The sequence below is a fragment of the Sphingorhabdus sp. genome, from assembly GCF_044239045.1.
In the GTDB taxonomy this organism is placed as follows: domain Bacteria; phylum Pseudomonadota; class Alphaproteobacteria; order Sphingomonadales; family Sphingomonadaceae; genus Sphingorhabdus_B.
Genome location: NZ_JBIICD010000009.1, coordinates 54,299 through 75,112 on the forward strand (window position 1 = coordinate 54,299; position 20,814 = coordinate 75,112).

Genomic DNA, 20,814 nt, shown 5'->3' on the forward strand with positions numbered 1-20,814 from the left:
GTCTCGCAATGAAAAGACTTCAGAATCTCGGCTGGTTAGCCTTGGTTTTCATGGTTGCCATTCTGTTGTACCCATTGTCGCTTAATGTCGCGGCGACGCACAGTGACTTGGTTGCGGTCGATCGCGAAATTCTTGAAACAAAGCGGGAAATCAGCTTTCTTCAAGCCGAAATCCGGACGCGTGCTAGCCTTCAGCAGCTGGAGGAATGGAATGAGCTTTTATACGGTTATCAGCCACCAGCGGCGCAGCAATTCGTTAATGGTGAAGCAGCACTTGCGGAACTGACCGGTGATCTGCAACAAACGAAACCCGTGATGATGGCTTCCGCAGATATTGATGTTGCGCCGAGCGCGAGCCAGGCTAACCCTGCGCCAACGATTGAGGCTGTAGTGAAAAAGTCGACAGCGATTGCAACGGCCGTTGCAACCCCAATTTTCGCCGAACCGGCAAAGCGCGCGGCACCTAAGCCTGTGACGCCAAAGGTTGAACAGACCCGGACCGAGCGACTGGCGCGTATGGACGAAACGCTTTTGTCCGACGACTTGCTACGGGACATTTCGGCCAAGTCCGCGAATGAACGCCGCCGCTGATGAATCCCCAGCTGGCCCGCACAACCACTCGGAAAAGCGGCGTTAACCCACCGCCATTTGCGGCGCATGGCTTTTGGCGCATGCTTATCCTGTTGGTGGCATTTGGCATGTTTGTGATGCTGTTGATTGGTCGCCTTGCTACATTGGCCTTATTTGAGAGCACGCGGGCATATGGTGCGACGAACACCGAATATGTTCCAGAACGCGGCGACATTGTGGACCGTAACGGCATCCCCTTGGCGCGCAGCATTTATGGCTATGCGATCTGGGTAAAGCCTGAAGAAATCTTGGGTGACCGCAAACAATTGGCAAATCAATTGGCGGCAATTTTTCCCGATACACCGGCTTCTGAATTTTACGCCAAATTGTCCGCCAACAAGCCCGGCTATTTGCGGAAGCGCGCTTTGCCAGAGCAAGTTCGGCAAGTGCACAGCCTTGGCGAAATCGCTATCGAGTTCCCGCGTGAGGCCACGCGTCTTTATCCCCAGCACGACATGGCGGCGCATGTTCTGGGCTTTGTAAACCGCGACGGCAAAGGCGCGATGGGTATGGAGCGGGTCATGAATGACTATCTGCGCGACCCGTCAAAGCGTTCCGCGCCATTGAACCTTGCGTTGGATGTCCGCGTGCAGGCCGCGCTTGAAAGTGAGCTTGCGTCCGGCATGGCGGCAACATCCGCTAAAGGGGCAGCGGGTGTCATCCTTGATGTGCAGACGGGCGAAGTCATTGCTATGGCAACCTTGCCATCGTTTAACCCAAACCGGCCTTCGTTCGCCAATATTCCTGATGACGGGCAGCCCATTGTTGATGGCCGCTACCCAATTACGCGGCAGACCAATAATGTTACCAACCGTGTTTATGAGCTTGGTTCCACCTTCAAGCCATTAACCGTTGCCGCAGCGATGGACGCAGGCACCGTGCGTGACCTTTCGGTGCGCTATGACGCGACAAGGCCGCTTCAGGTTGGCAAGTTCAAAATCCGGGACTCGCACCCTTCGGATCGTTGGATGAACGCACCAGAATCGCTGATCCACAGCTCAAACGTCGTCACTGCGCAAATTGCCGACAATTTGGGCGCGGCGCGTATGGACGCCATGTTGCGCACCATGCATTTCAATGTGCGTCCCGATATTGAGCTCGCCGAAAAAGCGATGCCGCTTTATCCCAAAACATGGGGTCGCCTGACCAATATGACCGTTGGCTATGGCCATGGCATTTCTGTGACACCGTTACATTTGGCGAGCGCTTATGCTGCTATGGTGAATGGCGGTATCTATCGCCCGGCAACAATGTTCAAAACCAAACCAGACGCGAAAATACCTGGCAAACGCGTGTTTACAGCCGCAACCAGCGCGCGGATGCGTCAAATGATGCGCATGATTGTCGTCGATGGCACGGGTAAGAAAGCTGATGCCTTGGGCTACCGCGTTGGCGGTAAAACCGGATCAGCAGAAAAGCCCGGCATTGGCGGGTATAGCCGCAATCTTGTAGTCGCGACCTTTGCCGCTGCATTCCCGATGGACAATCCGCGTTACGTCGTGCTTGCCATGCTGGACGAACCAAAGGGTACCGAGGCATCCAGCTTTCAACGGACCGCAGGCTATACCGCTGCGCCAGTTGTTCAAAAAACAGTGACACGCATTGGTCCGTTGGTGGGGATTCTTCCGGATATGAAACGCGATGTTGATGTTTCCGAATTGATGCCTTTATTGTGGAAGGCGAAGGGAGAGCAATAGTGAAGCTCGGGCGATTGGTAAGCGGAGCCGATACGGCATTCGCCGACATAACAGTGACCGGCTTTGCCATCGACCATCGGAAGATTGCGCCCGGCACGGTTTTTGGTGCATTTGAAGGTGCGGCATTTAACGGCGAAGATTTTATCGACGATGCAATTGCCGCGGGTGCCGTGGCCGTTGTTGCGCGTCCTGAAGCCGTGGTGCGCGGCGCAATGCATATTGCTGAGGCCAATCCGCGCCAAGCCTTTGCGCATCTTGCCGCGAAGTTTTTCCATCCATTTCCAGACCATGTTGCAGCTGTCACTGGTACCAATGGTAAGACATCGACCGCAGAACTCACGCGGCAGCTTTGGCGGATGGCGGGTCATAGTGCGGCGTCGATTGGCACATTGGGGATCATTACGGCGTCGGATGAGGCCAAGACCGGGCTGACCACGCCCGATATCGTCACCTTCCTTGCGAATATGTCCGGCCTGGCACGCGAAGGCATTAGCCATGCAATATTTGAGGCATCAAGCCATGGCCTGACCCAATATCGCAGCGAAGGTGTTCCGGTTTCTGTCGCAGCCTTTACCAATTTAAGCCGCGACCATCTCGATTATCACGGGACAATGGAAGCCTATTTTGAAGCTAAGATGCGGCTGTTTGATGAGGTTGTCGACGAAAGCGGCTGCGCCGTCATTTGGGCGGACGATGTCTGGTCCGACCAAGTAATTGCCCGGGCGCGCAAACGGGAACTCCGTCTGATTACGGTGGGCGAAAAGGGCAAGGGCATTCAATTATTGTCGCGCGAGCCTACCCAGCTTGGGCAGACGCTTGAACTGCGCATTCAAGGCGATGTGCATAAATTGAAACTGCCGCTAATCGGTGCATATCAGGCGGCGAACGCATTGGTCGCAGCAGGCGTGGTCATGGCAAGCGGTGGAGAGGTTGAAAACCTGCTGTCGCATCTGGCGCGGTTACAGCCTGTGCGTGGACGTTTGGAACGCGCTGTGATTACCAAGAGTGGTGCGCCTGTCTATGTCGATTATGCGCACACGCCCGACGGCTTGCGCGCGGCGATTGCGGCCTTGCGCCCCCATACTAAGGGCAAGCTTATCACCGTATTCGGTGCCGGCGGTGACCGCGACACTGGCAAGCGTCCTGAAATGGGTGCTGTTGCGGTGGCGGATTCTGACATTGTGATCGTCACAGACGACAACCCAAGGAGCGAAGACCCGTCGCTCATCCGTGCTGACGTCATGGTAGGTGCCAAGGGCGCACATGAAATTGGCGACCGGCGTTACGCAATTGCCTTTGCCATTGAACATGCCGAGCCGGACGATATCGTCCTGATCGCGGGCAAGGGGCATGAACAAGGGCAAATTATCATGGGCCGTGTTTTACCCTTTGACGATGTCGAAGTCGCACGGGAATGCGCAGCATGACCCCATTATGGACCTTTGAAGAATTGCTGGCCGCGACGGGCGGGACAGCGTCCGGGCATTTTGATGTTACGGGTGTTGCCTTTGACTCGCGTGAAATCGGCAAGGGCGATCTGTTTCTGGCCTTGAAAGGCGCGGAGACCGATGGGCATTTGTTCGTCGACAAGGCATTTGCCAATGGCGCAGCGGGCGCGATTGTGTCGCAGCCAGTGGCGCACCCCCATATCCTGGTTCCCGATACAATGCAGGCGTTGGAGGCATTGGGCCATGCGTCGCGCGCGCGGACCAAGGCAAAGATCATTGGCGTAACGGGCTCTGCAGGCAAGACCGGTACTAAGGAAGCCTTGTTCGCCGCGCTGGACCGCAGCTCACGTGGGCGGGCGCACCGCTCAGTGAAAAGCTACAACAACCATGTTGGCGTGCCCTTAAGTCTGGCGCGGATGCCCGCAGATTGCGACTTTGGCATATTCGAAATGGGTATGAACCACGCGGGCGAAATGCGCGCTTTGAGCCATATTGTTCGGCCCGATGTCGCCATCATCACGACCATTGCCCCTGCGCATATCGAATTTTTCAAGGATGAAAGCGGCATTGCCGATGCTAAGGCAGAGATATTCGAAGGCTTAGTTAAAGGCGGCACGGCCATATTGCCCGCGGATAATGTGCATTACCCACGTTTGCGCGCTGCAGCAGAGAAATATTCCGATTCCATAATGTCCTTTGGCTTCAGTCCCGATGCCGATGTCTGCGTTATTGACCATCTCAGTACCGCCGATAATGGCACGCGGATCACTGCAAAAGTTTGCGATGCGTTGTTGACCTTCAATTTGTCGCAGCCTGGTCAGCATTGGATTGCCAACAGCATGGCCGTATTAGCGGCTGTAATGGCCGCTGGCGGGGATCTGGCATCTGCGGGGCTGGCCATGGCCGAAATGGGCGGCCTATCCGGACGCGGCGCCCGTCATGATGTGGCCATTGCTGGCGGCAGCGTGCATGTGATTGATGAAAGCTACAACGCCAACCCAGCGTCCATGGCCGCAACGATTGGCCAGCTGGGACTGTCAGATAGCGGGCGGCGCATAGCTGTTTTGGGCTCGATGAAGGAATTAGGCGACAAGGCTAATCATTATCACAGCGCGCTTGCCGCACCCTTGGCCACCGCAAAGGTCGATTTTGCAATCCTCGTCGGTCAAGAGATGGAAATTCTCGCCGAAGAGTTGAAAGCAGGGGTTGAGGGGCCCAAGAAATTCGCGCATTGCGCGACCGCGCAGGAGGCACTTGGCGTCCTGCAAGAATATCTTTGCGCATCAGACACGGTTTTGGTCAAAGGTTCCAACAGTATGGGGCTTTCCTCAATCGTCAACGCGCTGACGGGTGGGAAAAACTGATGCTATATCTTTTGGCCGAGTATCTTGGGTTTCCGGGTGTTTTTAACCTCATCCGCTATTTAAGTTTCCGCTCTGGGGCGGCGGTGGCCACTGCGTTGGTTATCGGCCTGTTGATTGGGCCACGCTTTATCAGCATGCTGCGTGTGCGTCAGGGCAAGGGGCAACCCATCCGCACCGACGGACCGCAAACCCACCTTGCGAAGGTCGGTACGCCTACGATGGGCGGCTTGATGATCTTGGTATCGGTCGGCATTTCGATGCTTTTGTGGATGGATCTGAAAAACGTCTATGTTTGGGCCTGTTTATTGGTGACTGTTGGTTTTGGCATCGTTGGCTTCCTTGACGATTATGACAAGGTCAAAAAGCGCAGCCACAAGGGCGTGTCCGGCAAAGTCCGGCTGTTATGGGAATTTGCCATTGCTGGCGTCGCGGTATCGCTGATCGTCTGGCAATCGGGTGGCAATTTATATCTGCCTTTCGTCAATGGACCCATCATCGATTTGGGCTGGTGGTACGTGCCTTTTGGCGCGTTTGTGATTGTGTCCTTTGGCAATGCTGTGAATCTAACCGACGGTCTGGATGGCCTTGCGACCATGCCCGTCATCATCGCCTCCCTCGCATTTATGTTAATCGTCTACATGGTGGGTAATGCGAAATATGCGGAATATCTTGGTATTCCGTTCTTTATGGGGGCAGGGGATCTTGCCATGCTGTGCGGTGCGATTGTCGGCGCTGGACTTGCCTTTTTATGGTTCAACGCCCCCCCGGCAGCGGTGTTCATGGGTGACACCGGAAGCCTTGCCTTGGGCGGAACACTCGGTGCGATTGCTGTTGTAGCGCACCATGAGTTTGTTCTCGCCATTATTGGCGGGCTTTTCGTGGTCGAGGCGCTATCGGTCATCATTCAGGTGTTTTGGTTCAAGCGGACGGGCAAGCGCATTTTTCGCATGGCACCAATTCATCACCATTTTGAGCAGCTTGGCTGGTCCGAACCGACCGTTGTCATCCGCTTCTGGATTGTGGCTTTCGTATTGGCGCTTGCGGGGCTATCAACCCTCAAACTCAGATGATCACTACCCCTGCCTTTAAAGACCGGAAGTTCGCAATATTGGGACTTGCGCGCTCAGGCCTTTCGGCTGTGCATGCGCTTGTCGCGGGCGGAGCAGAAGTATTGGCATGGGATAATGACGAAGGCGCGCGCTTTAAGGTTGCCGACATAGCGACGATTGCCGATCCGTTGCTGAGTGACTTGACGGGCTATACGGCCATTGTCGTGTCGCCTGGCGTTCCAATCAATCGCCACCCTATTGCCGATAAGGCAAAGGCAGCAGGCATCCCGCTGATTGGTGATATCGAATTGTTCGCGATGGCACGGGCGAACCTGCCGCCGCATCGTGTTGTAGGCATTACCGGAACCAATGGTAAATCCACGACGACAGCCTTGGTGCATCATTTGCTGGAAAGCGCGGCAATTCCCGTCCGCATGGGGGGCAATATTGGCTTGCCCATATTGTCGCAAGCACCATTGCCCGCAGGCGGTGTCTATGTGCTTGAGCTCTCAAGTTACCAGATTGATATCACGCACAGCCTGGCCTGCGATGCCGCTGCGCTTATCAACCTGTCGCCAGACCATCTCGACCGCTATGATAGCTATGAAGCCTATATGGCGTCGAAAGCGCGGCTGTTTGAGATGCAAACGGGCAAAGAGTTTGCTGTTTTTGGCAAAGGCGACGCAGATACCGAACGCGTCTATAACGACGTGCGCGCGCGGCGTGGTGCGGAATGGGTGCATCTCGCCGATCCGCAATTGGTAAGCGGTCAGACCGAATGGCCCTCGCTGCAAGGGCCGCATAACTTACAGAATATTGCGGTGGCCATTGCCATCGTCGAGTCATTAGGGCTGACGGAGGCGCAATGGCGGCCAGCGATGCGCAGCTTCAACGGACTGGCGCATCGTATGGAAGTCGTGGCCGAACGCAATGGCGTATTGTTTGTGAACGACAGCAAGGCAACGAATGCGGCGTCGACTGCGCCCGCCTTGGCCGCTTATCCGCGCGTGCATTGGATTGTTGGTGGTTTGCCAAAGGCCGATAATCTGGACGAATGCATCCCCAATTTCGGTCATGTTGTAAAAGCATACACCATTGGCGAAGCTGGTCCGTTGTTCCATGAATTGTTATCGCCACATATGCCTGTGGAACGCAGCGAAATGATGGGCGCAGCGGTGCATTCGGCTGCAGCCCAAGCACAGCCAGGGGACGTTATCATGCTCTCGCCCGCTTGCGCGTCCTTTGACCAGTTCAAAGACTTCGAAGCGCGGGGCGATGCGTTCCGCGCAATTGTGGAAGCGTTATGAGCGACAGCAAAGAAGCGCCTTGGGTCCTTGCGGCCAAAACCGGCAAGATCGGCTTTGCTAATCGCCTAGGCCGTGGTGACCGTTCGCCATTGGGCGTTTGGTTCTGGGAACTCGACCGCGTGTTGTTGTCGTTAATGATGGTGCTGATCGCCATTGGTCTACTTGCCGTAGCTGCGGCGTCACCGGCGGGTGCCCAGCGGCTGTCTTCGTCAACGACCGAACTTTCTTCGCTCTATTTCTTTTATCGGCAGTTGATTTGGGTCCTCATTGGTGTCCCCATCATGCTTCTGGTATCAATGTCCTCGCGCGAACAAGCGCGACGCTTTGCCGTCTACGGATTTTGCGTCTTTTTTGTTCTGCTTGCTTTGGTTCCACTATTGGGGCGCGAGGTGAACGGGTCGCAAAGATGGATTGGGCCTGGTTTTGCGGGGCTTCAGCCTTCTGAGTTTCTGAAACCCTTTTTTGCGGTTATGATGGCGTGGATTATTAGCTGGCGGTTGAAAGACCCAAGCCTGCCCGTTCTCATCCTTACCAGTATTGCTACTGGGCTTGTGTGTTTTTTCCTGTTGCTTCAACCTGACCTTGGGCAAACTATTTTGTTCATGGGCACATGGTTTGCCCTGATGATGGTCGCTGGCGTACCTGCAAGTCGTCTTTGGTTCCTCGTGATCAGTGGTATAGTGTTCATCCTTCTCGCCTATAATTTCTACCCCGTCGCCACGCAGCGGATAGACGCCTGGATTTTCGGCACTGAGGGGCTGACACATGACAAAATGGCGATGGCAACCTTAACTAACGGGGGCTTTATTGGCCTTGGTCCCGGGCTTGGTATAAAGAAATATTCGCTGCCTGAGGGGCATACCGATTATATCTTCTCGGTCATTGGTGAAGAATTTGGTCTTTTGGCCTGCATTGTCATTGCCATTTTATACTTTGCGATTTTGGTCCGCATCATCATCCGCCTGTTGGATGAGAAAGACCAGTTTGTCGTTATGGCGGTAACCGGCCTTGGTGCGCAATTTTGCGGACAGGCGATGATTAACATCGCCGTGAATTTGGGTGTGTTCCCATCCAAGGGCATGACTCTACCGTTCATCAGCTATGGCGGATCTTCGACCTTAGCACTTTCAATTACCTGTGGCCTGATACTCGCGTTAACGAAGCGAAACCCATATCTTGACCGGTCGCTGTATATGGTGAAGGGACACAGGCCATGACCATTTCCCGTCATTATGTGTTGGCCGCCGGCGGTACTGGCGGGCATTTGATTCCTGCCTTTGCGCTGGGACAGGAGCTGATCAACCGGGGTCATTATGTGGCGCTGATTACCGACGAGCGCGGTGCCAAAATTCCAGGCTGCCCTGATAAAATCGCGACGTATAAGCTGCCCGCTGGCCGCATTACCAAAAATCTGTCGAGCTGGCTTCCCGGCCTAAAAGCGATTGCCGAAGGCCGTGCTATGGCGCGCCGCCTATATGAAGATTTTGCGCCCAGCGCCGTGGTGGGCTTTGGCGGGTATCCGGCGTTTCCAGCATTGCTCGGTGCATTTGCCGAGAAAATACCGACGATCATTCATGAACAAAATGCCGTGCTTGGCCGCGTCAATCGCTTCACTGCACGGCAAGTGAACGCCATCGCCACCTCTTATCCCGACGTGCTTCGCCTGTCGCCACGCTATGCCAGCAAGGTGCATCTGGTCGGTAACCCGGTCCGCGAAGAGGTGCTTGATTTGCGGGATCAGCCTTATCCAGCATTATCGACCGATGGCATCTTCCGCGTGCTCGTGACGGGCGGAAGCCAGGGCGCTACGGTGCTTTCCGATGTCGTGCCTGACGGGTTATCGAATTTGCCAGTCAGTTTACGTCGGCGTTTGCAAGTGACGCAGCAATGCCGTGCTGAAGATATTGATGCCGTGCGCGCGGCTTATGCCACCCATGATATTCCAGCAGAGCTGGCGACCTATTTGCCAGACTTGCCGCAGCGGCTTGGCTGGGCGCATATGGTGATATCGCGGGCAGGGGCGTCGACTATTGCCGAGCTAACATGCGCAGGACGGCCAGCGATATTGGTCCCGCTGCCCAGTGCGACGGATGATCACCAAAGCTACAATGTCAAAGAAATGGTCGAAGCGGGTGGTGCGCGGGCCATTGCGCAGCCAGCATTCACGGCGATGGAGCTGGCGAAGCAGATCCAGATGATAGCGTTCGAGCCTGGTGCGATGGAAAATGCAGCCAAGGCCGCCAAAAGCTGTGGCCGTCCTAATGCGGTTGCCGATCTTGCCGACTTAGTTGAATCCTTTGGCCGCGCGCCCATCATGCATGGAATAAAATCACAAGCCCAATCCAGTGGCGGTTTCAGCCCATCCGCCGCTTTAGCCAAAGAGAATGCAGCATGAGAGGTGTTCCAACCGATATCGGTATTGTGCATTTCGTCGGCATTGGCGGCATCGGCATGTCGGGTATTGCCGAGGTCATGCACAATTTGGGTTACCAAGTGCAGGGCAGCGATATCGCCGACAGCTATGTCATCGATGGCCTGCGCCAGCGCGGCATCAAGGTGATGATTGGTCATAACGCCGACAATCTGGGCGATGCGGCGGTGGTGGTAACATCGACTGCGGTAAAGGCAGGCAACCCAGAACGCGATGCAGCTTTAGAACGGCGTATACCGTTGGTACGCCGCGCTGAAATGCTCGCCGAATTAATGCGGTTGAAGCACACGGTCGCGGTGGCCGGCACGCATGGCAAGACGACAACAACCTCGCTCATCGCCGCGATGCTGGACCATGGCGGCATTGACCCGACGGTGATCAACGGCGGTATCATCAACAGCTACGGCTCCAACGCACGTCTTGGTGCAAGCGACTGGATGGTGGTTGAGGCAGATGAAAGTGACGGCAGCTTCCTGCGGCTTGATGGCACGCTGGCCGTTGTCACCAATATCGACCCCGAACATCTCGACCATTATGGTGATTTCGACGCGATCAAAAACGCCTTTGTCGAATTCGTCGAAAACGTCCCTTTTTATGGCGCGGCGATTATGTGCCTCGATCATCCCGAAGTGCAGGCGATTTTGCCGAAGATCCGCGACCGCCGGATCATCACTTATGGCTTTTCGGCGCAGGCCGATATTCGCGGCGAAAATGTCACCCCGCATCCCGGCGGTAACAGCTTCGATGTTGTTGTCCGTGCGCGCGACGGGTCGCTTCGGACGATACCAAATATTCAACTTCCCATGCCAGGCCGCCACAATGTGCAAAATGCGCTAGCCGCCGTCGCGGTTGGCCTTGAAATGGGGATGAGTGATGCGGCCATTGCCCATGGCTTTGACAAATTCGGTGGCGTCAAACGGCGGTTTACCAAAGTCGGCGAAGTTGATGGTGTCACGATCATCGACGATTATGGCCACCATCCTGTCGAAATCCGCGCGGTGCTGTCTGCGGCCCGTGAAGGCGCGCAAGGGAGGGTGATTGCCGTTGCCCAGCCGCACCGCTTTACCCGGTTGCGCGATCATATGGATGATTTTCAGCAAGCCTTTAACGATGCCGACATGGTGTTCATCACTCCTGTCTATGCCGCAGGCGAGGGAGCAATTGACTGCATAGATGCTACGGCGCTTGTGCATGGCATTAAGGCGCGGGGGCATCGTTCCGCCGCGACGGTCGCAGATGCAGATGACTTGGCGCGCAAGTTGGCCGAGGTGGTGCAAGGCAATGACATCGTTGTGTGCTTGGGCGCTGGCGATATCACCAAATGGGCCGCTGGCCTGGCCGATGCGATAAAGGCAGTGCGTGCATGACCACGCAGCCTGTGCCGCACGTAGAAGGGCGTTTGACGCAAGATGCGCCACTGGCGCCATTGGTGTGGTTCAAATCGGGCGGCAGCGCGGACATATTGTTTGAGCCAAAGGACGTAGCTGACCTGCAATCCTTTTTGCGCGAAGTTGACCCTGCTACGCCAGTCATGGCGCTTGGCCTGGGTTCTAACCTGATTATTCGCGATGGCGGCGTCCGGGGTGTTGTGGTTCGGCTCGGTAAGGCCTTTGCTAAGGTTGCCTGCATCGACGCCATCACGCTGGAGTGTGGCGCAGGAGCGTCGGGTATATTGGTGTCCTCGACCGCGCGGGGCAAGGGCATAGCTGGCTTAGAATTTTTGCGCTCAATCCCGGGCACCGTCGGCGGATTTGTGCGCATGAATGGCGGCGCTTATGGCGGCGAGGTAAAAGACATATTGCGCGATTGCGATGTCGTGCTGCGCGATGGAACGCTGGTGACCTTGTCGGTCGAAGATTTGCATTATCGTTATCGTCATTCCGAACTGCCTGATGGTGCTATTGTTGTTGCGGCACGTTTCCAAGGGCATCCGGGTGAGCCTGAAGCGATACAGGCCGAGATGGACCGGATCAGCGCATCGCGCGAAGCATCGCAGCCACTGCGCTCCAAAACCGGCGGCTCAACCTTTAAGAATCCGGATGGCCATAAGGCGTGGCAATTGGTCGATGCGGCGGGATGTCGGGGTCTTCAGATTGGCGGTGCGCAGGTGTCCGAAAAACACACCAATTTTTTGATTAATGCAGGCGATGCGACCAGCGCAGATATCGAGGCGCTTGGCGAAGAAGTCCGCGCCCGCGTCTTGGCGCATTCGGGCGTCGACCTCATATGGGAAATACAGCGCGTGGGTGAAACGAAATGAGTAAGCAAATTCACGTTGCGGTATTGATGGGCGGATGGTCGAACGAACGGCCCGTATCCTTAATGAGCGGCAATGGTGTGGCAGATGCGCTTGAAAAGGTCGGTTATCAGGTCAGCCGCGTCGACATGGGCCGCAATGTCGCACAAGTCCTCACGGCCCTTCGCCCTGACGTTGTGTTTAACGCCTTGCACGGTGTTCCAGGTGAAGATGGTTCGGTGCAGGGCATGTTGGACCTGATGGACATCCCTTACACCCATAGCGGCATGGTGACGTCGGTCATCGCTATAGATAAGGAACTGACGAAACAGTGCCTTGTGCCCGCCGGAATCCCAATGCCCAAGGGTACGATGGTTGATAGCGAAAGCCTATTTGTGGCTGACCCGTTGCCGCGCCCTTATGTTCTGAAGCCTGTGAATGAAGGCAGCTCGGTCGGGGTGGCCATCGTCACCGAAGATAGCAATTACGGCAACCCGATTGCGCGCGATGCCAAGGGGCCATGGCAGGAATTTGACCGGCTGTTGGCCGAACCCTTTATCAAAGGCCGCGAGCTGACGGTGGCGGTGTTGGGCGACAAGGCCTTGTGCGTGACCGAGCTGAAGCCAAAGAGCGGCTTTTATGATTTTGATGCGAAATATACAGACGGGTTGACCGAACATATTTGTCCTGCGGAAATCCCCGATGATATTGCCCAATATATGTTGGAAACCGCACTGCGCGCGCATAAATTGCTCGGCTGCAAGGGTGCCTCTCGCACCGATTTTCGTTGGGATGATGCGGCGGGAATGGACGGTGTTTTCGTTCTCGAAACCAATACACAGCCGGGCATGACCCCGCTCAGCCTTGTGCCCGAACAAGCGCGTCATGTCGGGATCAGCTATGAACAGCTTGTCGACATGATCGTCAAAGAGGCGCTGATTGTTAAAGGGGCCGTGGCATAATGGCTGGTGTCGCACGCAAAGCGCCCGCAAAACGCAAGGCCAAAAGCCCAAGCCCCCGGCAAAAGGTGCTGCAAGCTTCGTGGGTTGATACATTGGTGCGTATGCTGCCTTTTTCCGAACAGGATGTGCAGCGCGTTGTAACCTGGATCATATTGGTGGCTCTCACGCTGCTTGCCTTTGCCGCTGCGCAATATGCCGGACTTACCGCAGCCGCGTACCAACAATATGCGGCGCTTGCTGCCAAGGCTGGTTTTCAGGTGCAGCGTGTCGAGGTCACGGGCATGGAGCGGGTGGACCAGTTGAAAGTCTATCAATTGGTGCTCGCCGAAAAAGATCGTGCGATGCCCTTGGTGGATATCGATAAGGTGCGTGCGGATTTGCTGCAATATGGGTGGATTAAGGACGCGCGCGTTGCGCGGCGTTTGCCCGATACATTGGCGGTAGAGATTATCGAACGCAAGCCGGCGGCAATATGGCAACGGGGCGGGAAATACTCGCTGATCGACGCGAACGGCATCGTTCTGGCACATGTCCGTGCGGGTGAGGGCGGTGATTTACCGACCTTGAACGGCGATGACGCCAATGCCCATATCATCGCGTTGAACGCCTTGCTTGACAATGCTTCGGCGCTGAAGTCGCAGGTTTCGGGTGCAAGCTGGATAGGTAACCGACGCTGGGATTTGCAGTTCCAGACGGGCGAAACGCTGGCTTTACCAGAGGGTGAGGCTGAAGCTGCTAAAGCACTGCTGAACTTTGCACGGTTGGACGGTGTTCACCGTTTGCTGGGCCGTGACCTCATCCATTTTGACCTGCGCGATCCCAATCGCGCTTATTTCCGAAAAGCACCAAAGGCAGAAGCTGTTAAAGTGCAACAGGCAGATCCTGTTAAAGTGGAAAACAAAGACAGTATCGAAAAAAATGAAATCACATCAAAAAACAATGGATTAACGGCATGAAAACGGCGCGCGCGGAACGGTTGATTTCGGCGATTGATATCGGTTCATCCAAAGTGTCCGCGTTAATTGCGCGGCAAACCGAAAATGGCGATCTGCTGGTGCTCGGCACTGGTCAGCGCGAGAGCCGGGGTGTGACCCGTGGCTGCATTGCGGATGTCGAACAGGCAGAATTGTCCGTGCGCCATGCGGTAGAGCAAGCCGAACGCATTGCGGGCCTCAACATTGATAGGGCTTGGGTCGGCATGTCGTCAGGTGGGCTCGATAGCATGTTGGCCCCCGTAGAAATCGAATTGGGCGGCGACCGTATCACGCAAGACGATGTCGATGAACTGCTTCAGGCCGGACGCGCCAATATCCAAACGGGCGGTAAAATTGCGTTGCATATGCAACCTACTTTATATGCGCTCGATGGTGTTGGCGGTGTGGCAAATCCGGTCGGGTTGCACGCAGATCGGCTTGGCGTTGACGTGCATGTCGTTCTAGCCGACCAATCACCCGTCCGTAACATGGATATGACGGTGCGCTCCGCCCACCTGGATGTTGATTCGCTCGTAGTCGGGCCGGTTGCAACAGGCCTTGCCTGTTTGACAGCTGAGGAGCGCGATCTGGGCGTTGCATTGGTCGAATTCGGGGCAGCCGTGACCAACGTGTCGGTGTTCATTGGCGGGATGCTGGTCGGACTTGAAACTATTCAAAAAGGCGGCTCGGACATTACCGACGACATAGCGTCGGTATTTGGCATTCGCCGCGCGCAGGCAGAGCGGCTGAAATGCTTCCATGGTTCGGCGCTGACGAGCCCACGCGACCATCAAGAAGTGCTCGACATCGGCCCAGATGAAAATGGCGTTGAGCCGGGCAATCAAGCCCCACGCATCACCAAGGCGCAGTTGAATGCCGTAGTGTGCCAGCGCGTCGACGGCATTGTAACCGAAGTTGCGCAGGCCTTAAAAACGCTCGGCTTTACTGGGCCATCCGGGCATCAGGTTGTCCTAACCGGCGGCGGCGCTGAATTAAAAGGGGCTGCCGAACATATGCAGAGCGCATTAGGCCGCACTGTCCGTATCGGCCGTCCAGCGGGGCTTATCAGCATTCCCGAAGCGCATTCTGGACCGGCATTTTCTACGCTCGTCGGCTTGATTCATTATGCAGCATCGGAGAGAATCGAACTGCAATCGGGCTATGATTTGCGCGCCGACCATTTAGGCGGATCGATACCTAGTTTGATTGAACGTATAAAACGCGCAGTTCGTGAGAATCTTTAGGCGGTGAAGGCCTAAATTTACCTTCAAGGTGTCAAATTAGCCTTAAATCGTGAAGGTGCTGCGTTCGCGATCATGGCCCGACAGAAACCTGTGCAAAAACGGTAATTTTCTGATGTGCCCTTTACGCTTTTGTGCCAAAAGCATGCAAATTTCGAACAAGCCAAAGAGGCTAAGGGGATAAAATTATGAGCATCAATATCGGACCACCCATGGTTGACGAATTGAAGCCGAAAATTGCAGTGATTGGTGTTGGCGGTGCCGGCGGTAACGCGGTAGCCAATATGATTAGCTCTAAGGTTGAAGGCGTCGATTTCGTCGTTGCGAATACCGATGCGCAGGCATTGAACGCTTCGCCTGCGGATTATCGCATTCAGCTTGGTCCCGAGATTACGCAAGGTCTTGGCGCAGGCTCACGCCCCGAGGTTGGACGTGCCGCTGCAGAAGAAACCATTGAGCAAGTGAAGTCCGCTTTGGCGGGCTGTCACATGTGCTTCATCGCGGCTGGCATGGGCGGCGGAACCGGCACTGGTGCTGCGCCCGTGATTGCGCAGGCAGCGCGCGAAATGAACATATTGACCGTTGGCGTCGTAACGAAGCCGTTCCTTTTCGAAGGATCGCGCCGGATGCGTTCTGCAGAATCCGGTATTGCCGAGCTGCAGCAGCATGTGGACACCCTCATCGTTATTCCGAACCAAAACCTGTTTTTGGTCGCTAACCCGAACACGACGTTCAAAGAGGCATTTTTGCTGGCCGACGAAGTTCTGCAACAGGGCGTTCGTGGTATCACTGATCTCATGGTCATGCCTGGCCTGATCAACCTGGATTTTGCCGACGTCCGGTCCGTCATGCACGAAATGGGCAAGGCGATGATGGGCACTGGCGAAGCCGAAGGCGATGGCCGTGCGCTTGAAGCGGCGGAACGGGCGATCGCTAACCCGCTGCTCGACGGTGTGTCGATGCAAGGTGCAAAGGGCGTTATCGTGTCCATTACCGGCGGTGAAGACATGCGCCTGATGGAAGTAGACGAAGCTGCGAACCATATTCGTGAGCTGGTGGACCCTGATGCAAACATCATCTGGGGGTCGGCTTTCAATGAAAATCTGAATGGTAAAATCCGCGTTTCGGTCGTCGCAACCGGTATCGACAATGACGGCGTAGCCGCATCGCCAGCACCGCAAGCGCGCACGCCATTTTCGTTCAGCCGTCCGGCACCAGAGCCTGTTGCGGTGGCGCCTGCGCCAACAGCGTCTTTGTTTGAAAACACCGATTCCGCGCCTGTCGAAGAGCCAAGTGCGGTAGCGGAGCCAGAAACAGAGGCAGAAGACGACAGCTTGATCCTCGGCAGCGATTTCGAAGCTCCAGAAGCTGATGACGAAGCCCCAGAAGCCAACGAAGCCAGCGAAGAAAAGCTGCCTGAGTCGAACGGCTTTCCATCTACGTCTTGGGCAGGTGCAGATGCGCTTGAACTGAACACGCCGGCAGATGCAAATCCACCATCACCTGCACCGGTCGATGTGGCACAGGCGCCTGAGCGTGCGGCACCTCGTCTTCCCACGGGTGGTACGTTGTTTGAACGCATGTCGAACCTGTCACGTGGCCTCTCGCGCTCGGATGACGAAAATGACAAGGGCGATGGTGGCGCAAGCAGCACCAGCGTTCCGCGTTTTCTGGACAGGCAGAACAACTCCTAAGCTGCGTGGGCAGCGCACTGTCATTTCGTCCGCTTTAGGCAACCGTTTGTCGGAGCATTGCGTAAACATGCTTTGCGTCCGGCAATCGGCATTCCAATAAGGGCGAATGAATGTGACAATGTTACGTGGTGCAGGGATATTCTGCGCGCTCGCTTTATCATCGGGCGTGTTCGCGCAAGTCGTTGACGAAAGCGCGCTTGAGGCACTTGACCAGGCAACCCCTGCTGCACCGATAATCTCGGAGCCCGCTGGTGCGGCTGAGTTGCGTGCGGCCATGCGCCGGATATCCATTAACCCCTCCGATGCAGATGCCATGGCTGATGCTGGCAATGCATCACTTGCTTTGGGGGATGCCAATGCTGCTTTGAACTTCTTCACGCGTGCCAACACGCTGCGTCCCGGCAATAGCCGCATCGTATCCGGTCTGGCGACGGCGACCGTGCGCACTGAAAATCCATTTGAAGCGCTGCGTTTGTTTGATCAAGCCGTGCGCCTTGGTGCAAATGAACGTGCGATTGCGCTGGACCGTGCCTTGGCCTTTGACCTTCTGGGTAATTTTGGCCGCGCGCAGCAGGATTATAAACTGGCGCGAACAGCGTCGACCTCCGATGATCTCATCATTCGCCAAGCGGTGTCCTTGTCGCTTGCGGGGCAAAAAGAAGCTGCCGACGCGATGCTGCTGCCATTGCTACAACGCAACAGCGCTACCGCGTGGCGGGCCCGTGCTTTCATGCTGGCGGCCCGCGGGGATTTGCGTGAATCGACGAGAGTCGCCCAAGGTTTCATGGATGCAAGCTCGGCGCTGCGTATGGAGCGCTTTTTCCGGCTAATGCCCTCGCTGACGGATGCGCAGAAAGCAGCGGCCATACATTTGGGGCACTTCCCAACGGGCCAAGCGGTCGGACGGGACAGTGAACAGGTCCGACGTATTGCATCGACGGCACCGCAAGCGCCCATCGTTTCCGGGGAAAATCGCCTTATTCCGTCGGGCACCGCGCTTGGACCAAAAGCTGCGCCATCGCGCGACAGTAAAAACAGCCTGAAGACCGAGACGCCCCGGCTTGGCACTGCCACCACGCGTACCAAAATCGAGGAGCCGCAAACTACCCGGATTGCCAGCGTAAGCAATAATGCGCTGCCGGTCCCAGAAACGGTTCGCCCACTGGTCAGTGCGACATCGCCCAAGCCGGCAAGCACGCCGACGCCCGCTGCTACAGCACCAGCACCGACAACGGCGGTAGCTGTGCCCGCGGTCATTACGCCACAACCAGCTCAAAGCAGCGGATCAACGGTCGAGCCACTTCCTATATCGCAGGCACCCGCTATTGCCGCACAAACGCCTGAACCCGCGCCTGCGGAGCGCGTGGCGTCGTCCAGCTTTAACCTAAGCGCCATTGTGGCGGCGATTGATATTCCTGAAAGCGAGCAGCGGCCGTCGCAAATTCCTGTCGATTTGAAAAAGCTAAAACCCGTCGTTAAGGTCGATCCTAAAATTGCGGCCAAGGCTAAGGCTGAAAAGGATCATCCTGCGCGCTTCTGGGTGCAGATCGCGACCGGAAATGCCAACGCCCTTGGCTTTGATTATCGCAAACTCTCCAAAACTTATGCGGGCTTACTAAAATCCCGGAACGCCTTCACGGCCGAGTGGGGCAGAACGGATCGGCTATTGGTTGGGCCTTTTGCAGATCAAAAAGCCGCGAAAAAGTGGGAAGGGGACTACAAAAAGGCGGGTGGTGACGCCTTTATGTGGAAAAGCGAGATCGGCGAGGTCGTTAATCCGTTGAAAACAAAATAGCGGCTTCCGGTTCGCGGCACTTGGCGGCATAAGCACGCCATGTCGCAACTTGCTCCTTATGCTTCCTTTCCTGACCGTAGCCGCGGTCGGCTGCATGCCGAACCGGCAAGCGATATGCGCGGACCGCGTGACATTTTTCAGCGTGACCGCGACCGTATCATCCATTCGATCGCGTTTCGCCGCCTGCGCCACAAAACGCAGGTTTTTATTTCGCCCGATGGGGATCATTTTCGCGTCCGCCTGACACATAGTCTTGAGGTCGCGCAAATTGGCCGGACGATAGCGCGTGCGCTGGGCCTAAACGAGGATCTGACGGAGGCTTTGTGCCTTGCGCATGATATTGGCCATCCGCCCTTCGGCCATGCGGGCGAGGACGCGCTTGAAGTAGCGATGAAACCCTTTGGCGGGTTCGACCATAATGCACAGACGCTGCGCACGCTCACGCAACTTGAATCGCCTTATCCGTCATGGCCTGGATTGAACTTAAGCTGGGAACTGCTGGAAGGACTGGCCAAGCATAATGGTCCTGTTGCCAACCCCGGTTGGGCCTTGGCCGAAGTGCATGCCGGCTTTGACCTAAACCTGACCAATTGGCCTTCGTTAGAGGCGCAGATTGCGGCGATTAGTGACGATATCGCTTATGATAATCACGATATTGACGATGGCATCAGGGCAGGGCTGCTCGACATCGAACAATTACTTGAGCTGCCGTTTGTGGCGGCACGTTGGCAGGCCATATTGGCGCGCTATCCTGACGTTCGGCCACGCCGCCTGATTGGCGAACTGACGCGTGAGCAGATTGGCGTGATGGTCAATGACGTGATCGAATCCACACGCGCAAGAATCAACGCATTGGGTATCAAGCATGCCGATGATGTGCGCAATGCGGGGGTGATGATCGGCGGTTTCTCGACTGAAATGGCAGCGCGCGAACGTCTGCTCAAAACCTTTATGTATCAAAATCTCTATCACCACCCCACGCAGAATGCGGCGGCGGAAGCGGCGTCGACGATCGTGCGTGAACTGTTTGTAATCTATCGCAATGATGTGCGCCTGCTGCCGCCTGAATGGCGCGAGAATTTGCCCGAACAGGAACCGGCGCGTAGCCGCCATATTGGCGACTTTTTGGCTGGGATGACCGATCGTTACGCCACCGACCGGCACCGCGAACACTGTGGTAACGCGGCGTGAAGCGGAAGATAGTCATCGCCGGCGGCTCGGGCTTGGTCGGAAAACAATTAGTGGATTGTCTGGCGCTTGGTGGGTCTGAGGTGCATTTGGTTTCCCGTCGACCGACTGGGCAGTCAAAACCCAATGTGCACGAACATGTCGCGCCAAGCGATGACTGGCCAGCGATTGTCGCGCGTATCAAGCCAGCCGTCGCCATTTCCTGCTTAGGAACCACAATCCGCACCGCAGGCTCGCAGGAAGCATTTAAGGCTGTCGATCACGACCTCGTGCTTGCCTTCGCAGCGGCCAGCCATAATGCCGGAGCCCAGCATTTTATTACTGTCTCGTCTGTCGGCACGATGCCCGCCAGCGGTAATTTCTATCTCAGAACCAAGGCTGAAATGGAAAGAGAACTTCTTAATATTGGCTTTCAACGCATTGATATTATGCGCCCAAGCCTTCTGACGGGTGGCAAGCGCGAAACGCATCGTCCCGGCGAGGCATTTGGGATTTTGTTGTCGCCGCTGGTCGATAGGTTGATGATCGGACCGATGCGGAGATTCGCCTCCACGCCGTCTGATGTGTTGGCTCAGGCTATCGCCGCATTGGCATACAGACCTGACGAGGGTGTATTTATCCACGAAAATGATTCCATCCGCGCGCTCGCCGGTTGACTCTGTAAAATGCTAACGCCAATGGGGAAATGTCGCTGACGAAGCGGGAGAGCGTCCCTTCATGGGGCCGCCGAAGGAGCAACCGCCCCGGAATCTCTCAGGCAAAAGGACCGCTTCGGCTTTTGCGACACTCTGGAAAGCGC

The 20,814-nt window shown here is 56.0% G+C and carries 17 protein-coding genes and 1 riboswitch; all 17 genes read left to right on the top strand.

The genetic code is table 11. The annotated features are described in order from the left end of the window. Nucleotides 1-8 precede the first annotated feature (8 nt). The 17 genes from ACILP4_RS05385 (at nucleotide 9) to ACILP4_RS05465 (ending at nucleotide 20,671) form a co-directional block, all read left to right on the top strand. Complete coding sequence (locus ACILP4_RS05385; RefSeq protein ID WP_395619719.1) at nucleotides 9-590, top strand: hypothetical protein; 582 nt, start codon at nucleotides 9-11, stop codon at nucleotides 588-590. Further along, nucleotides 590-2,326 carry a peptidoglycan D,D-transpeptidase FtsI family protein gene (locus ACILP4_RS05390; protein ID WP_395619720.1) on the top strand — a complete coding sequence of 579 codons (1,737 nt, stop codon included), beginning with the start codon at nucleotides 590-592 and terminating at the stop codon, nucleotides 2,324-2,326. The genes ACILP4_RS05385 and ACILP4_RS05390 overlap by 1 nt, the downstream gene beginning before the upstream one ends. Beyond that, nucleotides 2,326-3,753, top strand: coding sequence for a UDP-N-acetylmuramoyl-L-alanyl-D-glutamate--2,6-diaminopimelate ligase (locus tag ACILP4_RS05395; RefSeq protein WP_395619721.1), 1,428 nt, complete (start codon nucleotides 2,326-2,328; stop codon nucleotides 3,751-3,753). The genes ACILP4_RS05390 and ACILP4_RS05395 overlap by 1 nt, the downstream gene beginning before the upstream one ends. Beyond that, nucleotides 3,750-5,138: a UDP-N-acetylmuramoyl-tripeptide--D-alanyl-D-alanine ligase gene (gene murF, locus ACILP4_RS05400; RefSeq protein ID WP_395619722.1), complete on the top strand. Its 1,389-nt coding sequence runs from the start codon at nucleotides 3,750-3,752 to the stop codon at nucleotides 5,136-5,138. Before ACILP4_RS05395 ends, murF begins: the two co-directional genes overlap by 4 nt. Next, the gene (gene mraY, locus ACILP4_RS05405) at nucleotides 5,138-6,208 is read left to right on the top strand and encodes a phospho-N-acetylmuramoyl-pentapeptide-transferase (RefSeq protein ID WP_395619723.1); all 1,071 of its coding nucleotides are present in this window, start codon (nucleotides 5,138-5,140) and stop codon (nucleotides 6,206-6,208) included. Before murF ends, mraY begins: the two co-directional genes overlap by 1 nt. After that, complete coding sequence (gene murD / locus ACILP4_RS05410) at nucleotides 6,205-7,494, top strand: UDP-N-acetylmuramoyl-L-alanine--D-glutamate ligase (protein ID WP_395619724.1); 1,290 nt, start codon at nucleotides 6,205-6,207, stop codon at nucleotides 7,492-7,494. The genes mraY and murD overlap by 4 nt, the downstream gene beginning before the upstream one ends. Then, nucleotides 7,491-8,711 (top strand): FtsW/RodA/SpoVE family cell cycle protein, encoded by a 1,221-nt coding sequence (locus ACILP4_RS05415; RefSeq protein WP_395619725.1) that lies wholly within the window; start codon nucleotides 7,491-7,493, stop codon nucleotides 8,709-8,711. The genes murD and ACILP4_RS05415 overlap by 4 nt, the downstream gene beginning before the upstream one ends. Next, the gene (murG, locus tag ACILP4_RS05420) at nucleotides 8,708-9,889 is read left to right on the top strand and encodes an undecaprenyldiphospho-muramoylpentapeptide beta-N-acetylglucosaminyltransferase (RefSeq protein ID WP_395619726.1); all 1,182 of its coding nucleotides are present in this window, start codon (nucleotides 8,708-8,710) and stop codon (nucleotides 9,887-9,889) included. Before ACILP4_RS05415 ends, murG begins: the two co-directional genes overlap by 4 nt. Beyond that, nucleotides 9,886-11,292 (top strand): UDP-N-acetylmuramate--L-alanine ligase, encoded by a 1,407-nt coding sequence (gene murC / locus ACILP4_RS05425; protein WP_395619727.1) that lies wholly within the window; start codon nucleotides 9,886-9,888, stop codon nucleotides 11,290-11,292. Before murG ends, murC begins: the two co-directional genes overlap by 4 nt. Then, nucleotides 11,289-12,185, top strand: coding sequence for a UDP-N-acetylmuramate dehydrogenase (murB, locus tag ACILP4_RS05430; protein ID WP_395619728.1), 897 nt, complete (start codon nucleotides 11,289-11,291; stop codon nucleotides 12,183-12,185). The genes murC and murB overlap by 4 nt, the downstream gene beginning before the upstream one ends. Then, nucleotides 12,182-13,123 carry a D-alanine--D-alanine ligase gene (locus ACILP4_RS05435; RefSeq protein ID WP_395619729.1) on the top strand — a complete coding sequence of 314 codons (942 nt, stop codon included), beginning with the start codon at nucleotides 12,182-12,184 and terminating at the stop codon, nucleotides 13,121-13,123. Before murB ends, ACILP4_RS05435 begins: the two co-directional genes overlap by 4 nt. Continuing rightward, the gene (locus ACILP4_RS05440) at nucleotides 13,123-14,079 is read left to right on the top strand and encodes a cell division protein FtsQ/DivIB (protein ID WP_395619730.1); all 957 of its coding nucleotides are present in this window, start codon (nucleotides 13,123-13,125) and stop codon (nucleotides 14,077-14,079) included. The genes ACILP4_RS05435 and ACILP4_RS05440 overlap by 1 nt, the downstream gene beginning before the upstream one ends. Beyond that, nucleotides 14,076-15,341 (top strand): cell division protein FtsA, encoded by a 1,266-nt coding sequence (gene ftsA / locus ACILP4_RS05445; RefSeq protein WP_395619731.1) that lies wholly within the window; start codon nucleotides 14,076-14,078, stop codon nucleotides 15,339-15,341. Before ACILP4_RS05440 ends, ftsA begins: the two co-directional genes overlap by 4 nt. 185 nt (nucleotides 15,342-15,526) lie before the next feature. Next, nucleotides 15,527-17,032: a cell division protein FtsZ gene (ftsZ, locus tag ACILP4_RS05450; protein ID WP_395619732.1), complete on the top strand. Its 1,506-nt coding sequence runs from the start codon at nucleotides 15,527-15,529 to the stop codon at nucleotides 17,030-17,032. A gap of 112 nt (nucleotides 17,033-17,144) precedes the next feature. Continuing rightward, nucleotides 17,145-18,827, top strand: coding sequence for a tetratricopeptide repeat protein (locus ACILP4_RS05455; RefSeq protein WP_395619733.1), 1,683 nt, complete (start codon nucleotides 17,145-17,147; stop codon nucleotides 18,825-18,827). A 39-nt stretch (nucleotides 18,828-18,866) separates the two neighbouring features. After that, nucleotides 18,867-20,018, top strand: a complete 1,152-nt coding sequence (locus ACILP4_RS05460) for a deoxyguanosinetriphosphate triphosphohydrolase (protein ID WP_395619734.1) — start codon at nucleotides 18,867-18,869, stop codon at nucleotides 20,016-20,018. Beyond that, nucleotides 20,015-20,671 carry an NAD-dependent epimerase/dehydratase family protein gene (locus ACILP4_RS05465; protein WP_395619735.1) on the top strand — a complete coding sequence of 219 codons (657 nt, stop codon included), beginning with the start codon at nucleotides 20,015-20,017 and terminating at the stop codon, nucleotides 20,669-20,671. The genes ACILP4_RS05460 and ACILP4_RS05465 overlap by 4 nt, the downstream gene beginning before the upstream one ends. Nucleotides 20,672-20,705: 34 nt before the next feature. After that, a riboswitch (glycine riboswitch) is annotated at nucleotides 20,706-20,794 on the top strand. Nucleotides 20,795-20,814 lie beyond the last annotated feature (20 nt).

Excerpts from the sequence above, each read along its gene's own strand:
- ACILP4_RS05385 (WP_395619719.1), top strand. The coding sequence starts at position 9 with ATGAAAAGACTTCAGAATCTCGGCTGGTTAGCCTTGGTTTTCATGGTT.
- ACILP4_RS05390 (WP_395619720.1), top strand. The coding sequence starts at position 590 with ATGAATCCCCAGCTGGCCCGCACAACCACTCGGAAAAGCGGCGTTAAC.
- murF (WP_395619722.1), top strand. The coding sequence starts at position 3,750 with ATGACCCCATTATGGACCTTTGAAGAATTGCTGGCCGCGACGGGCGGG.
- mraY (WP_395619723.1), top strand. The coding sequence starts at position 5,138 with ATGCTATATCTTTTGGCCGAGTATCTTGGGTTTCCGGGTGTTTTTAAC.
- murD (WP_395619724.1), top strand. The coding sequence starts at position 6,205 with ATGATCACTACCCCTGCCTTTAAAGACCGGAAGTTCGCAATATTGGGA.
- ACILP4_RS05415 (WP_395619725.1), top strand. The coding sequence starts at position 7,491 with ATGAGCGACAGCAAAGAAGCGCCTTGGGTCCTTGCGGCCAAAACCGGC.
- murG (WP_395619726.1), top strand. The coding sequence starts at position 8,708 with ATGACCATTTCCCGTCATTATGTGTTGGCCGCCGGCGGTACTGGCGGG.
- murC (WP_395619727.1), top strand. The coding sequence starts at position 9,886 with ATGAGAGGTGTTCCAACCGATATCGGTATTGTGCATTTCGTCGGCATT.
- murB (WP_395619728.1), top strand. The coding sequence starts at position 11,289 with ATGACCACGCAGCCTGTGCCGCACGTAGAAGGGCGTTTGACGCAAGAT.
- ACILP4_RS05435 (WP_395619729.1), top strand. The coding sequence starts at position 12,182 with ATGAGTAAGCAAATTCACGTTGCGGTATTGATGGGCGGATGGTCGAAC.
- ACILP4_RS05440 (WP_395619730.1), top strand. The coding sequence starts at position 13,123 with ATGGCTGGTGTCGCACGCAAAGCGCCCGCAAAACGCAAGGCCAAAAGC.
- ftsA (WP_395619731.1), top strand. The coding sequence starts at position 14,076 with ATGAAAACGGCGCGCGCGGAACGGTTGATTTCGGCGATTGATATCGGT.
- ftsZ (WP_395619732.1), top strand. The coding sequence starts at position 15,527 with ATGAGCATCAATATCGGACCACCCATGGTTGACGAATTGAAGCCGAAA.
- ACILP4_RS05460 (WP_395619734.1), top strand. The coding sequence starts at position 18,867 with ATGTCGCAACTTGCTCCTTATGCTTCCTTTCCTGACCGTAGCCGCGGT.